The following is a 14,428-nucleotide window of genomic DNA, read 5'->3' on the forward strand; positions in this document are numbered from 1 at the left end:
GGTTCGGTTCTGGGATTTCGGTTCAGTGGAAGGCGGCGCAGTAGGTGTCCCACTGCTCGGTGCTGTAGCGGTCGCCGAAGGACGGCTGGGTCTCGGCTGCGCCCAGCGCGGCGCGTCGCGCGTCGTCGGAGGCCAGCGAGACCTCGACCGTCTGCCGCCAGCTGGTCTCGGACTTGCCGAACAGGGAGTCGACCTCGGCACTGATCGAGGCGGTGCCGCGGAGCAGCTTGGTGTTCAGGTGATAGCGCAGTGCCAGCAGCACCTTGCCGGTGATGTTGACCAGGCCGAGCACGCTGGCATTTCCGGCGAGCTCGACGTACGCCCCGAGCGTGACCGCCGAATCGTCGTAGCGCAGATCGATGCCGAGCGACGCCGACAGCGACACCGAGGCCACCACGATCGACGCGGCCAGCTCGTACGTCACCGCCAGCGAACCGAACAGAAAGTCCAGGTCGTCGGCCACCATCCGGACCTCCAGCGAGCCGCTGCCGCCGAACCCCATCATCGTGATCCGGAAGGGGTCGTCGCGGTCGGACAGGTTGAAGGAGATGGTCGAGCTGCCCTCGTTGGGCAGGTCGAGCCCGAGCCCGACCCTCAGATCGGCCACGTTGATCACGCCGAAGGACAGCTTCGGCACCGGAATCTCGATGTCGGCCCGCACACCGTCGTCGTCGATCTCGACGTTGCCGAGGTCGAGCAGCCCGACGATGAACTCCCGGACCGGTTCGAGGAACTCCAGCACGCCGATGAAGCGCCAGTCGGCGAGATCGGGGTCGAGCGAGGCGTTTCCGTCGCCCGGGTCGTGGTAGCGCACCCGGCGGAAGGCGATGGCGATCGCCGGCGACCCGGGCGGCAGCTGCACCGTGACGTTGTCGAGCGTGAGCTCGAAGTCGGTGTCGGTGGCCGCCCCGCGGTCGAACGGGACGAGCTGGCTGAGCTCGATGGTCGCCTCCGAGGTCGCCTTGGCGCCGAAGAACGCCGGCAGGCCGACCGAGGCGAGGTCCTCGGCGACGACGAACACCGCGTCGCCCGCGACCCGGAAGGTCTTGAGCTTCGGCTGCCAGCTGAGCAGATAGCCGATGCCGTCTTCCTCCAGGAGTGCCTTGATCGTGGGCAGGCCGGTCTCGTCGCCCAGCTTGTCAAGGCTGGTGTTGACCGCCTCGACGATCTCGTGCAGCGCGATCGACCCGAACAGCTTGGCGGCGTCGCCGAGTGCCTCGGCCGGGTCCCAGGTCAGATCGTTCGGACCGGCCGCCGCAACGGACCCGGCTCCGGGCGGGCCGGAGCGGCGCAGCGCGATTCCGGAGCCGAGGGTCTGGCTGAGGGTGTCGATCCGCAGCGACGGGCTGACCAGACCACGCCCTGCGCCCGGGCGGTCGAGTGCGGTCTCGCGGGCCAGGGTGAGGAACGCCAGCCCGGGGTTGCCGGCCCGGTTGCCGCTGCGGAGCCAGTCCGTGGCGTAGGAGACCGTGATCGGCTCGCCACCGACCAGTGAGACGACGGCGTCGTCGACGACGTCCGCCGACGCCACTCGCGGATAGCAGGCCGGCCGGCCAGCCGCTTCGAGCTCGTCGCGGACCGCTGCGGGGGTCGAGCCGGCGAGGTCGGGCCGGTCCAGTACGAAACGGATGAGGTTGGTGGCACGGGCCGGGCTCGCCGTGCCGAGCGGGTGCGGATCCGCCCAGCCGACGGACTGGCCGCCGAGATCCGCCTCCGCCGGGCGCTCGGCGTAGAAGCGGCTCAGGTTCTGCAGCGGCGTGGTCACGCCGTTGACCTGGTCCTGGACGGTGAACGCCTGGTCGGCGGCGACGAAGATCGCCGGCAGCGAGAGCGCGATGCCGGTGGCCCCGGTGCGATCGGTGCCGAGGTAGCCGATCTCGACCTGAACGCCGTCGCGGATGACGGCACCGATCTTGGCGGGGTCGATCTGGCTGCCGTCGCCGAGGGTCAGGGGAGCAAGGGCGACCGGCCCGCGACCCGGATCGGCGGCGACGATCTCGGTGAACGGGACGGCCCGGCCGCCGTCCGGCATATGAGGCGCCAGTGTCGGCAGTGCGTCGGGGGAGACCGACAGGTAGTCGTCCTGGACGAGGATCGCGACCGGGTTGCCGTCGGCGTCGTCGCGATACTCCCGCTCGGTCACCGTGGTGATGGTGGCGGGGATGCCGAACGGGGCGAGAAAGCCGCGTTCGGTGACCTCGACGTGGATGTCGCGGCCGGCGGTGGCCCGGTGCAGATAGCCGGCGAGATCGCCGGTGGCCCACGAGCCGGCCAGGTCGATGAAGGAGCCCTGCGGGGTCAGCCACAGCCGGTTGACTGCGATCGGGTCAGCCGGGTCGACGGTGGTGGCCGCGACGATCTGATCGCGCTGGCTCTGGCCGAGCGGCCGGGCGAGGGGGGCGTCGCCCGGCCGGGACCAGATCGCCCGGACGGTGGCCGGCGAGCCGGTCTCGTCCAGCCGGGCCCGCCACAGCTCCGTCACGTCGTCGTGTGTGAGCGGTGCGATTCCGGCGACGAAGCGGCCGTCGGGCCCCGGCGAGAACACCAGCGAGTCGACCAGCTCGAGTGCGGTGACGTCCTGGCCGGGCTCGACGCGAGGGTCGCCCGGCTTTGGCCCCGGGATGGCGCGGTCGTCCAGGGTCAGCGCGCGACCGGCCAGGTCGAGGACGGCCTTCAGGGCGTACGGGGTGCCCGGGTCGAGCGGCACCACCAGCCGCGACTCGGCGGCGACCCGATGATCGACCGCCTCGGTCGGCGTCGGGTCGGCGGTGCCGATAGTCGCTTCGACCGTGTGCTGGGACCCGAACACCAGGCGTACGCCGGTGAACGCGATCCGCGGATCGTGGGTGACAAGGGTCTGGGTCGCCTGGTCGACGTCCAGATTGAGGAACTCCAGCGTCAGGCTGAGCTGGTCGTCGGCGCGGATCAGCCGGTCGACCCGGCTGACCGGGACGGGATCGGTAGGCCGGGTCGCAGCGGCCGCGTCCGCTGCCCGGGGTGTGTCGAGGATCGTCATGCACCCGAGGGTGACGGCGCGACGTTGTGGATTTGTTGTCGTCGTGTTGTGCGGGCGGGGGATCCCTGAATTCGTCCCCCCAGTGCCTCGAGGAGCCGCTCGAATCGGCATCGATGGGGCACTCGGGGGACGGAATCAGGGAACGCCCCTGCCGAGGTCTTAAGAGCGATTTAATCCGCGACCCGCACAGTCGGTCAGACCACACAGGGAGGAGACCAGATCATGGTCGAGGAGTTCGTCCGCACCCGGATCAGACCGGGCGACGCGGTGTTCGAGGGCGCCCGGTTGTTCGAGGCGCACGCCAGCGGGGTCGAGGTGACCCAGGCGATCCAGTACTACCGCTCCAAGGAGCACCTGACCGACAAGGACGACCGGGCGCCCGACAACGCGGCCGAGGTGGTCGCCTACAAGGCGGCCTGGGTCCGGGTGTACGTCGAACCGGGCCTGTTCGACACCACCGCGACGGTGACCGGCAAGCTCCTGGTGGAGCGCCGCAACCGGCAGCTGAACTACCAGGCGGTGGCGACGTACACGCCGGTCGGCTCCTGGTCGGTGACCGCGGACGCGTCACTGGATTACCGCTCGGTCCGCGGCTGGACCGGCCGGACGCTGAACTTCGTCATCCCGGCGAAGGAGTTCCACGGCACGCTGCGGGTGACCCCGCTGATCGACGGCGCCCGCTTCCCGGCCGCGAGCGTGGTGGTCCGGCCGCTGCTCATCCAGACGCTGCGGATCCGCGGGATCCTGGTGGCCTACAAGGGGCCGAGCTCGGCCAACCCGCCGGCGCCGGGCCAGCCGCCGATCACCCAGCTGACCCTGCCGGCGCCGACGCTCGCCGACCTGCAGTCGACCAGCGGCAAGGCGCTGGCCATGATGCCGGTTCAGGCGACCGGGTCCTATGCCAGCGCCGGCGTGCTCAACTTCGCTACGCCGCTGGACGACATGCGAACCGGCAAGGGCGAGTGCTCGGTCAACTGGGGTGTCTTGCTGAACTGGCTCGAACTGCTCCGCGACAACGACGGCAACCGCGCCGACGTCGTCTACTACGGGCTGCTGCCGAGCGGCATCCCCCTGAACGTGCCCGGCTGCGGGCACAACGGGCTGGGCTCGGGCGCGGTCGGCAACCAGCAGAGCCTGGTGCACGAGATCGGGCACGGCTACAACTTCGACCACACGCCGTCGGGGGACGTGGGGAAGACGGACCCGAACTATCCGACGTACGAGCCGTATCAGTCCGCCTCGATCGGCGAGTTCGGGCTGGACATCCGGGACGGGTCGGTCTACGACCCGAAGGACTCGACCGACTACATGTCCTACGGCCCGAGTCGCTGGATGTCGCTCTACCAGTACGACCGGCTGCTGCTGCACAAGCGGCTGGACCCGAGCTGGATCAGCGACAGCACGATCTTCGACGACCACCCCCACATCCGGCCGTACGACCTCGAGTACCACTGGTGGCCGGACCCGCCGTGGCTCGGCCGCGAGGTCGAAAGCGCCCGGATCAACCCGGTGATCTCGATCGTCGGTCTGGTCGACGACGAGGGCAGGGTCGAGGTGCAGTCGGTGGCCCGGGTCCGGGTGGTACCCGACGTCGCCGGGATCCAGACCGCCTGGGTCGCGCAGCTGGTCGCCGACGACGGCGCGGTGTTGTCCCGGGCGCCGATCGTCCGGCTGTCTCCGGTCGGCGGTTGCGGCTGCGGTGGCGAGGAGACCGATCCGGGACGCGGGCCGTTCCGGTTCAAGGCGTACGTCCCCGACGTCGGTCCGGGCGCCGCGCTGCGGATCCTGAACGACGCGGACGAGGGGGACCGGGAGGTCTGGCAGCGCCGGCCCGAGCGGGAGGCGCCGGTGTTCACCGGCGTGGGAGCCGACCAGGACGGTGAGAACCTGCTGCTGCGCTGGGAGCTGGACTCGGATGCGGAGAGCGTCTGCGCCCAATGGACGTCCGACCAGGGCGAGACCTGGCACTCGCTCGCGGTGGGTCTGAACGAGGGCGCGGCGAGCCTTCCGCTGACCGGGCTGCCGGCCGGCGAGGTCGCGGTCCGGCTGCTGGCACACGGCGGCTTCTTCACCGGCGAGTCGGACGTACTGCGGCTCGAGGTCCCGGCCAGACCGCCCGAGATCGCGGTCCTGCACCCGACCGACGGCCGGACTCTGCCGGCCGGTGGCGTGCTGCAGGTCGCCGGGAACGCGGTCGACCAGGGCGGCCGCCCGCTGCCCGACGACGCCCTGCTGTGGCTGTTGGACGGGCAAGAGCTCGGTGCCGGCCGCGAGCTGTGGATCGCTGCCCCCGATCCGGGCGACCACGAGCTGGTGCTGGTCGTCCGCTCGGAGCAGGGCGAGGCGACCCAGACCGTTCGGTTCAGCACCCAGCCCGTCGACGCCTGATCGGCGGGTCGTCCGGCAGCCGCCCCACCCGCTCCCGGTACCTGCCCGCCCCTCCCGCTCCCGGGAAACCCCACCCCTCTTCCGCGAAACTGTGCAGTTGTTGCAGGTTGATGCGTTTCACCACTGCGAGAGCTGCACACTTTCCGAGGCCGGGAGGCCGGGAGGCCGGGAGGCCGGGAGGCCGGGAGGCCGGGAGGCCGGGAGACCGGGAGACCGGGAGGCCGGATCCGGGGGCGGGTGCGCGGTTCCGGGAGGGCGGGCGCGCGCGGGCTCTGGGAGCGGAGGCCGGGTTCTGGGAGGGTGGTGCCAGGGCCGGGGGAGGAGACGGGATGGCCGAGTCGGTGCCGGTAACCGAGGTCGCGACGATCGACGGCCGACGGATCGAATACCGGCTCGCCCGGCCGCCGGCGCCGAGCGCGGACGGCCGGCTGGCGGTGGTGCTGCACGGCGGTCACATGTCGGCCTCCTGCCGCTTCGGCGAGGACGTCTACCTCGACGCGGGCTTCGCCGTGCTCGTCGTCTCCCGGCCGGGCTACGGCCGGACCGAGGTCGCAGCCGGACCGTCCGTGCCCGAGTTCGTGCCGCGGTTGGCTGCCCTGATCCGCACGCTGGATGTGTCCGCGCCGGCCGTCGCCGTCGGCATCTCGATCGGAGCGCGCTCGGCGCTGACCCTGGCCGCCTACGCCCCGGACCTGGTGGAGAAGGTGATCCTGATCAGCCCGGTCAGTTTCGAGCCCTGGCCGAGCCGCCGGCTCCGGCGGATCGCCCGGGCTGTGTTCCGTCCGTCGACCCAGACGCTGACCTGGGGGATCGTGCACGCCATGCTGCGCCGCGATCCCGAACGCGCGCTGCCCCGGCTGATCACCAGCCTGTCCACGCTGCCCGGCGACGAGGCGGTCCGGCGGCTCGGCTCCGATGCCGACGCAGCGGCCGAGTTCCTGCTGGCCTGTCGCTCGGCGGCCGGCTTCGCGCAAGACCTGCACCCGCCGACCGACGTCACCGCCGACGTACGCCAGCCGGTGCTGATCCTGGCCACCCGGCTGGACGCTGCGGTCGGGTACGACGATCACCCGGCACGACTGGCGCTGACACTCGCCGGCGCGCGGCTGACAGACACCGAGTCCCCCAGCCATCTGATCTGGCTGGGGGACCGGGCCTCGGCGGCCGCCGAGGAGATCGTGCGTTTCGTGCGGTCCTGAGGTCAGGCGCCGACGGGTTCGAGCTCGCGCTCGTCGATGGCCCGTCGGGGTCCGCCGGTCTGGACCGGGCTCGTGGCTGAGGGCTCGACAGCGGGCTTCGCCGGCTGCATCGCCACCGTCTGCCGCAGCGGTACCTCCTTGATCAGCACGACCGCGATCAGCGAGACGGCCGCGAAGCAGGCACCGATCAAGAACAGGTGACCGGTCGCGTCGCCGTACGCACCCCGGACGATCGCCAGGATCGGCGCCGGCAGCGCGGTCAGGTCGAGATCGCTCGGGATGGTCGCACCGGACGCCGCCGCGCCGAGCGCCCGGACTCCGGCGATGATCTTGTCCTGGACCTGGTCGGCCAGCACGGCGCCGAGCACCGAGACGCCGATCGCGCCGCCGAGGGAGCGGAAGAACGCAACGCTGGCCGAGGTGGCTCCGATGTCGCGGACGTCCACGGTGTTCTGTACGGCCAGCACGAGGTTCTGCATCATCGCGCCCATGCCGAGGCCCATCAGCGCCATGAAGATGCTCATGTGCCAGATCGGCGTGCTGTGGTCGATGGTGCCGAGCAGGCCCAGACCCGCGGTGAGCAGGATCGCGCCGCCGACCAGGAACCGCTTCCACCGCCCGGTCCGGCTGACGATCTGGCCGGTGATCGTGGACGAGGCCAGCATGGCGATCATCAGCGGGATGGTCAGGAGGCCGGCGTGGGTGGGGGTGTAGCCGCGGGCCAGCTGGAAGTACTGACCGAGGAACGTGGTCCCGCCGAACATCCCGATCCCGACCGCGACGCTGGCGATGATCACCAGGGCGGCGGTGCGGTTGGCCAGCAGCCGGAGCGGGACCAGCGGCTCGGGGGTCTTCAGCTCCCAGACGATGGTGATCACGAGCAGGATCGCTGTGCTGCCGAGGAAGGCGGCGGTCTGCCAGCTCCACCAGGCATAGTCGTTGCCGGCGAAGGTCACCCAGATCATCGGCAGGCTCGCGGTCGCGGCGAGCAGCACCGCGCCGAGGTAGTCGATCTTGGGATTCCGCCGGATCGACGGCACGTGCAGGGTGGCCTGGATGACGAACAGGGCGACGATCGCGAGCGGAACGCAGACGAAGAACGTCCACCGCCAGCCGAGCGAGGTGTCGACGATCAGGCCGCCGAGTAGCGGCCCGGAGACGGTGCTAACCGCCATCACCGCACCCATGTAGCCGGCGTAACGGCCGCGCTCACGGGGCGCGATGATCGAGCCCATGATCGCCTGGACCAGCGCGGTCAGGCCGCCCATGCCGAGGCCCTGGACGACCCGCATGGAGAGCAGGAACGGGACACTCTGGGAGAACCCGGCGGCGACCGAGCCGGCGACGAAGATGCCGATCGCGATCTGGACCATCAGCTTCTTGTCGAACAGGTCGGCCAGCTTGCCCCAGATCGGGGTGCTGACCGTGGTGGCGAGCAGGGCCGCGGTGATCACCCAGGTGTACTGCCGCTGGGTGCCGTGCAGGTCGCCGATGATGGTCGGCAGGGCGACCGAGACGATGGTGGAGGAGAGCATGGCCGTGAACAGCGCGGCCAGCAGCCCGGTCATCGACTCGAGGATCTGGCGGTGCGTCATCGGCGCATCGGTGTCGGCCCGGCGTGGGGCGACGGCGGTTGACATGTGTGTGAAGCCTTCTTCTCTGGGACTAGTTCTGGTCGGTGCTGGCCGCGGTTGCGTACGCGGGATCGGGCTCGGCGACGGCGTCGGGTCCGGTGCTGATCGGGTCGGGCGAGGTCGGGATGAGGGACCGGGTCAGGTCGGCGGCGGAGGCGAACTGGTCGCCGTCGCCGAGGGAGCGCTCGAGCGCCGCGATGATCCCGGTCGCGGTGACGGCCTGGTCGTCGGTCCAGTCGGCCAACCGGGCCCGCACGCGCTCGACGTACGCGTCCTGGATGGCGGCCAGCCGCTCGCGGCCGAGGTCGGTCAGGCTGAGCCGGCAGGCGCGAGCGTCCCTCGGGTCGGGCCTGCGCTCGATCAGGCCCTCCCGCTCGAGCGGGACGATCGCCCGAGAGACACCTGACGGGCCCACGTGCAGGCTGCCGGCCAGGTCGCTCGGCCGGGCGTCACCGGCCTGCAGAGCCTTGAGCACGCCGAGCGAGGTGCCGGCGGCACCCATCTCGTTGGCGTGCCGGTGCGCTGTGGCCCGTCCGGCCCGCAGCAGGCCGCTCAGCGCGCTCAGCAGAGCCGCGGCGTTCTCGTGCTCGATCGTCATCCCTGATCCTTTTGCTTGTGTAAAGCAACTATATCTCTGAATGCATGCATAGTGCAACTAATGCAATGGTGACGCCGATCACCGCTTCATCGGGTTAGGAGAGCGATCAACTCGCCGGGCCGGCCAGCTTCGCTCGCGTTGGACCCACTTCGCTTGACGAGCTTCACGCGCGAAGTGGGTCGAAACCGCGCGAAGACCGGGGCTGTCGGCACAAGGGCGGCCAGGCCCAGCTGGTCGCCAGCGCCCGCCTCGTGTCAACGGACCTGGCTAGACGCGCCCAGCCGCACGCACCGCCAGGGGTCGGCGAGTGCCCCGGGTCAACTTCGCTCGCTTTGCACCTACTTCGCTCGGCGAGCTTCACGCGCGAAGTGGGTCGAAACCGCGCGAAGTGGGTCGAAACCGCGCGAAGTGGGTGGAAACCGCGCGAAGTGGGTGGAAACCGCGCGAAGAGGCGCCCCGCGGCGCGAGCTGAGCGGCCCCCACCTGGGACGCGACGAACGAGCCGGCCTGAAGCGCCGCGGGGCGCGGAGCGAGGTTTGCCGAGTGGGCGAACTAGGGGTCTTGGCCGGCACCGACGCTGCGCGCCGGGGAGTGCAGGAGCGTCTGGTGAAACAACGCTTCTCCGTTTCACCAGACGCGACGAACGAGCCGGCCTGAGCGCAGCCGAGCGCGGAGCGAGGGCTTGCCCGAGCGGAGCAGTCAGCACAGCGCAGCGGAGCGCGGAGCGAGGGCTTGCCCGAGCGGAGCAGTCAGCACAGCGCAGCGGAGCGCGGAGCGAGGCTTGCCGAGCGGAGCAGTCAGAGCAGCCCGCGGGCGAGCGCCGTCGCCAGGGTCGGCGCCAGCGGCACCCGGGGGAACAGGGTGGCCTGGTACGCGTGGTAGATGTCCGGCTTGCCCGGCCAGACGGTCGCGATCGGCCGATTGGCCGCGTCGAGCTGGTGGTGCCAGGAGCCGCGCTCCCGGTCGATCAGCGAGGACGAGATGTAGTCCCACCAGCGCTCGTACCACGATGCGTACGTCGGATCGCCGGTCCGCGCCCAGAGTGCGGCCGCGGCGGCGGTGCCCTCCGCGGCGACCCAGTGCATCCGGTCCCGGACCACCGGGGTGCCGTCCCAATCGGTGGTGTAGACGAAGCCGTCCGCCCCGTCGACCGCCCACCCGTCGGCGACGGCATGCGCGAACAGGGCCTGAGCGGCGCCGGACCAGTCGGCCGCGCCCAGCACCGACGACAGGTCCGCGTCGCGCGCCGCCGCCTCCAGGTTCAGCAGCAGCCGCGACCACTCCAGGGCGTGCCCGATGGTCGCGCCGTACGGCTTGAACGGGTCGTCGCGCCGGTCGTCGTTGTAGTCCGGCAGCGGGGTCCAGCCGTCGTCGTAGTGCTCGGGGATCCGCCAGTCGTTCTCGCCGGCCTGGCGGACCACGAACGAGCCGATCCGCGCGGCGCGTTCCAGCCAGATCGTCTCGCCGGTGACGTCGGCGGCGGCCAGCATCGCCTCCACCGCGTGCATGTTGGCGTTGATCCCGCGATAGGGGTCCAGCACCGAGAAGGAGGCGTCCCAGGTGTCCACACACAGCCCGGCGTCCTCGTCCCAGAACCGGTCCAGGAAGACCGAGGTCGCCTCGGCGAGCAGCTCCGGCGCGCCGTCGAGACCGGCCCGGACGGCCGAGCTCGCGGCCAGCACGACGAACGCGTGCGCGTAGCAGACCTTCGCATCGTCGACCGGTCCGTCGTCGTCCACCGCGGCGTACCAGCCACCGCCGGTGGTGTCCCGCAGCCGCCCGGTGAGCCCGCCGAACGCCCGCTCCGCGACCGGTCGGCAGCCGGGGATCCCGAGCAGTTGACCGAGCACATAGACGTGCACCATCCGGGAGGTGATCCAGGTGTGCACCGGCTCGCCCGGTGTGGGCACCCCGTCGGCGTCCAGGTACGCCGCCCCGCCGGCCGGCAGGCCGCAGCGCAACCCGAAGGCCAGCAGCAGCTCACCCTCGACCTCCAGCCAGTCGCGGTGCGTCGGTAGCTCGAGCCACGGTTTCACTCTCGGACCTCCTGGGTGCCGGATTCGCCGGATTCGCCGGACCGACCGGGCGCCGGTCCGGTGGATCCGCGCAGCCGCACCTTCGGCGACGGCGCGTCATAGGTGGTGACCGGCGCGCCGCCGAGCACCGCGAGCACCGCGTCGGCGACGGCGACGCCGAGGCTGTGCACGTCGACGGCGACCACGGTCAGTCCGGGCGGGGTCAACCGGGACAGCGCGGTGTCGTCCCAGACCATCAGCGAGACGTCGGCCGGCACGCTCAGCCCGCGATCACCCAGCACGCCCAGACCGGCGACCGCCATCACCACGTTGTCGTAGAAGATCGCCGTCGGTGCATCGTCGAGGCTCAGCAGGTCGAGCGTCGCATCGTGTCCGGACGTCTCGTAGTAGTCGCCCTCGACCAGGACCCCGCGGCAGTCCCGCGCGGCGCACTGCGCCAGGAACGCCTCCGAGCGGGTCTGGCTGTGCAGCAGCCGGCGCGGTCCGCTGACGTAGGCGATCCGCCGGTGACCGAGGTCGGCCAGCGCGTCGACCGCCTGGGCGGCACCGGCCGCACTGTCGACGTACACGTTGGAGAACGGCAGGACTCCGCGCGGCCCGCCGAGCACGACGGCGGGCACGCCGAGGTCGGCCAGCACCGGCAGCCGGTCGTCGTCGGGATAGATGTCGAGCATCACCAAGGCGTCGACCGCACCCTGCTCGGTCCAGCGCCGCCAGATGGCGATCTCCTGCTCGTGGCTGGTGGCGATGTTGAACAGCACCGAGCGGTCCAGCGGGCTGAAGACCTCCTCGATGCCCTCCATCAGCTCGATCAGGAACGGCTCCAGGCCGAGCAGCCGGGGCGGCCGGTTGATCACCAGCCCGACCGGCCCGCCGGGATCAGCCATGGGGCGCGGGCACCGGCGAGCGGCGGTGCAGGTCGTTCGCCGAACGGACCACCGCCGGGCCGGTCAGCGCGTCGGCGGCGCCCGGATCGGCGGTGCTCACCATGAAGTCGGCGGTCTCGCCGGGTAGCAGGGTGACCAGGCCGCGGTCCACCGCCGCGTCGGCGGCCGCGATGTCGGCGAGCAGCGTCACGCCGCGGGCCAGCGACCGAGCCGTCACCGACACCCGGTAGCCGCCGTCGACCGGCTCGGCGACCGCGCTCAGCGGTTCGGGATCCAGCTCGAGCTCCACGTCCTCGACGAAGGCATGCACCGTGCGTACGTCCCCCAGCTGCGCCACCAGCACCTCCCTGGTCGGGTCGTCCGGCGTCGCCGCCGCGGCCGGGACGCCGACCGTGGCCACACTACGGGCCGGTACGGACACCGTAGCGGTACCGGCGCCGAGCACGCTGCCGTCCAGACCCTCCCGGATCAGATCCAGGTGACCGGTCCACTCCTGGTCGGTGTCGTTGACCACGGCGACCGACAAGGTGTCGTCCCGGTCCACCACCGCGAGCAACCGCGGGGCGAAGGCCGCCCGGACGGCGTACCACAGCGGTTTGGTTCGCTCCTCGGAGTCGACCATCGCCCAGGACGTGACCGGCCAGCAGTCGTTCAGCTGCCACACGATCGCGCCGGCCGTCCGCGGCCACCAGGAACGGTAGTGCTCGATCGCGTACGCCACCGCGTGCGCCTGGTTCAGCTGCCCGGCCCAGTGCCAGTCGGCGAAGGCGGCCGGGACGCCCAGGTGGGGAGCCATCCCGCGGTCCAGCTTGCCGTTGCCGTCGTCGGCCTTCTGGTGGATCAAGAAGTTCGCATCCGCCTTCGGATCGGGCACCGAGGCCAGCGGTCCGCCGTCGACGGCATGCACCCAGTCGGTCAGCGTGCGCCAGGCCGGCGGCCCCTGGAACCCGAACTCCGAGCAGAACCGGGGAATCTCGCTGCGGTACTCGTGGTAGTCGATCTGGTTCCAGACCTCCCACTGGTGATGGGTGCCGTGGTCGGGGTGGTTCGGGTGCATCTCGGCCTGGCCGAACCCGGGGGAGCAGGGGCTGTTGTCGCTGTAGGTCCTGGTCGGGTCCAGCTCGGCGACGATCGCCGGCAGCAGCTCGCGGGCGTAGCGCTCACCCCAGGTGCGGCCGTCCAGCCGGCTCTCCCAGGCCCAGTCGGCGTGGCCCCACAGGTTCTCGTTCCCGCCGTTCCAGTGGATCAGCGACGGGTGCGGCATCAGCCGGACGACGTTCTCGCGCGCCTCGGCCGCGATCTCGTCCCACAGCGGCTGCTCCTCCGGATAGGCCGCGCAGGCCAGCAGGAAGTCCTGCCAAACCAGCAGGCCGCGCTCGTCGCAGGCGTCGTAGAACGCGTCGGTCTCATAGATCCCGCCGCCCCAGATCCGGAGCAGGTTCAGGTTCGCACCGATGGCCTGGTCGAGCCGGCGGGCCAGCCGCTCCGGGGTGATCCGGGTCAGGAAGTGGTCGTCGGGAATCCAGTTCGCGCCCTTCACGAACACCGGCACGCCGTTGACCGAGAACGTGAACGCGGTGCCGATCTCGTCGCGCGACGTGTCCAGGGTGACGGTGCGGAAGCCGATCCGGCGCTGCCAGCGGTCCAGCTCGACATCGTCGGTGACGTGCAGAGTCAGCTCGAGGTCGTAGAGCGGCTGGTCGCCGTACCCGGCCGGCCACCACAGCTCGACGTCGGGTACCTCCAGCGAGACCACCGCGGACGTCTCGCCGGGCTCCAAGCCAACCATGGCCCAGGACGGGCCGACCCCGGCCTTCAGCACAACCGCGGCCGGGTCGCCGGCGTACTCCAGCTCGACGTGCAGCTCCACCCGCCCGGTCCCGTCGTGGTCGACGGTGACCAGTGGACGGACCGACGCGAGCCGTGCCGTCCGCCACCGCTCCAGCCGGACCGGCTTCCACAGCCCGGCGGTGCGCAGGTCGGGACCCCAGTCCCAGCCGAAGCTGCAGGCCATCTTGCGCAGGTAGTTGAACGGGGTCGGGTACGGCCCCGGCCGGAACCCGAGCCGTTCCTTCTCCGCCTCCGCGTACGTCGTCGCCGACTGCAGGTCGACGCTCAGCTCGACCGGCCCGCCGTCGAGCAGGCCGGAGACGTCGAAGCGGTACGAGCGGTGCATATTCGCCGTCGTGCCGACCTCGGTGCCGGCGACGGTGACGGTGCCGATCGTGTCGACGCCGTCGAAGACCAGGTCGACCCGCTCGTCCGGCCCGGGCGCGCTGAGGTCCAGGGCCGCCGGGTCGAGCGTGGTCCGATAGCGCCAGTCCACGTCGAACAGCCAGGTCTGGGTGAACTCGTTGCCGTCGAGGAACGGATCCTCGATCAGCCCGGCGGCCATCAGGTCGACGTGGCTGCTGCCGGGCACCGCGGCCGGGATCGGGTCGGGCAGCCGTCCGTCCGGATCCCCACTCGTCGCGGTGAGGGTCCAGCCGCCGGTCAGCTCGGTGGAGATCATCGGTGATACCTCTCGTGGACTGAAGCGCTTAAGTCTCGGCGCGCGCACGTCCGTCCAGGGATGGGGCGTGCGTGGTGAGCATAGGGGAGAGCGTGCCCGGCTCGCGAACTCGCGGCGAATCGGGTTCTGCCGATTCGGCTGATACCCTTCGACGCGGT

General features: G+C 71.2%; 8 protein-coding genes. 2 read left to right on the forward strand and 6 right to left on the reverse strand.

All coding sequences use genetic code 11. The annotated features are described in order from the left end of the window. Positions 1–22 precede the first annotated feature (22 nt). On the reverse strand, positions 23–3,016 hold the full coding sequence (locus tag ABD747_RS18080; RefSeq protein ID WP_344807153.1) for a hypothetical protein: 2,994 nt from the start codon (positions 3,014–3,016) through the stop codon (positions 23–25). Positions 3,017–3,238: 222 nt separating this feature from the next. Here ABD747_RS18080 and ABD747_RS18085 point away from each other — a divergent pair, with 222 nt between their 5' ends. Then, positions 3,239–5,404: a hypothetical protein gene (locus tag ABD747_RS18085; protein ID WP_344807155.1), complete on the forward strand. Its 2,166-nt coding sequence runs from the start codon at positions 3,239–3,241 to the stop codon at positions 5,402–5,404. A gap of 329 nt (positions 5,405–5,733) precedes the next feature. Continuing rightward, entirely contained in the window at positions 5,734–6,603 is an 870-nt protein-coding gene (locus tag ABD747_RS18090) for an alpha/beta fold hydrolase (protein ID WP_344807157.1), read from the forward strand. Positions 6,604–6,605: 2 nt separating this feature from the next. Here the strand turns inward: ABD747_RS18090 and ABD747_RS18095 are convergent, their stop codons facing one another. The 5 genes from ABD747_RS18095 to ABD747_RS18115 all read right to left on the reverse strand — a co-directional run bounded on the left by ABD747_RS18095 (position 6,606) and on the right by ABD747_RS18115 (position 14,270). Further along, positions 6,606–8,243 (reverse strand): MDR family MFS transporter, encoded by a 1,638-nt coding sequence (locus ABD747_RS18095; RefSeq protein WP_344807159.1) that lies wholly within the window; start codon positions 8,241–8,243, stop codon positions 6,606–6,608. A gap of 25 nt (positions 8,244–8,268) precedes the next feature. Further along, positions 8,269–8,835, reverse strand: coding sequence for a MarR family winged helix-turn-helix transcriptional regulator (locus ABD747_RS18100; protein WP_344807161.1), 567 nt, complete (start codon positions 8,833–8,835; stop codon positions 8,269–8,271). A 797-nt stretch (positions 8,836–9,632) separates the two neighbouring features. Then, positions 9,633–10,871 carry an AGE family epimerase/isomerase gene (locus ABD747_RS18105; RefSeq protein ID WP_344807163.1) on the reverse strand — a complete coding sequence of 413 codons (1,239 nt, stop codon included), beginning with the start codon at positions 10,869–10,871 and terminating at the stop codon, positions 9,633–9,635. Next, on the reverse strand, positions 10,868–11,758 hold the full coding sequence (locus ABD747_RS18110) for a LacI family DNA-binding transcriptional regulator (RefSeq protein WP_344807165.1): 891 nt from the start codon (positions 11,756–11,758) through the stop codon (positions 10,868–10,870). Before ABD747_RS18110 ends, ABD747_RS18105 begins: the two co-directional genes overlap by 4 nt. Continuing rightward, entirely contained in the window at positions 11,751–14,270 is a 2,520-nt protein-coding gene (locus ABD747_RS18115; RefSeq protein WP_344807167.1) for a glycoside hydrolase family 2 protein, read from the reverse strand. Before ABD747_RS18115 ends, ABD747_RS18110 begins: the two co-directional genes overlap by 8 nt. Between the last annotated feature and the right edge of the window lie 158 nt (positions 14,271–14,428).

Origin of the sequence: Microlunatus ginsengisoli (assembly GCF_039537205.1) — a bacterium.
Lineage (GTDB): Bacteria > Actinomycetota > Actinomycetes > Propionibacteriales > Propionibacteriaceae > Microlunatus > Microlunatus ginsengisoli.

What these genes read in the sequence shown, in the direction of transcription:
- ABD747_RS18080 (WP_344807153.1), bottom strand. Translation starts at nt 3,016, where the DNA reads ATGACGATCCTCGACACACCCCGGGCAGCGGACGCGGCCGCTGCGACC.
- ABD747_RS18085 (WP_344807155.1), top strand. Translation starts at nt 3,239, where the DNA reads ATGGTCGAGGAGTTCGTCCGCACCCGGATCAGACCGGGCGACGCGGTG.
- ABD747_RS18090 (WP_344807157.1), top strand. Translation starts at nt 5,734, where the DNA reads ATGGCCGAGTCGGTGCCGGTAACCGAGGTCGCGACGATCGACGGCCGA.
- ABD747_RS18095 (WP_344807159.1), bottom strand. Translation starts at nt 8,243, where the DNA reads ATGTCAACCGCCGTCGCCCCACGCCGGGCCGACACCGATGCGCCGATG.
- ABD747_RS18100 (WP_344807161.1), bottom strand. Translation starts at nt 8,835, where the DNA reads ATGACGATCGAGCACGAGAACGCCGCGGCTCTGCTGAGCGCGCTGAGC.
- ABD747_RS18110 (WP_344807165.1), bottom strand. Translation starts at nt 11,758, where the DNA reads ATGGCTGATCCCGGCGGGCCGGTCGGGCTGGTGATCAACCGGCCGCCC.
- ABD747_RS18115 (WP_344807167.1), bottom strand. Translation starts at nt 14,270, where the DNA reads ATGATCTCCACCGAGCTGACCGGCGGCTGGACCCTCACCGCGACGAGT.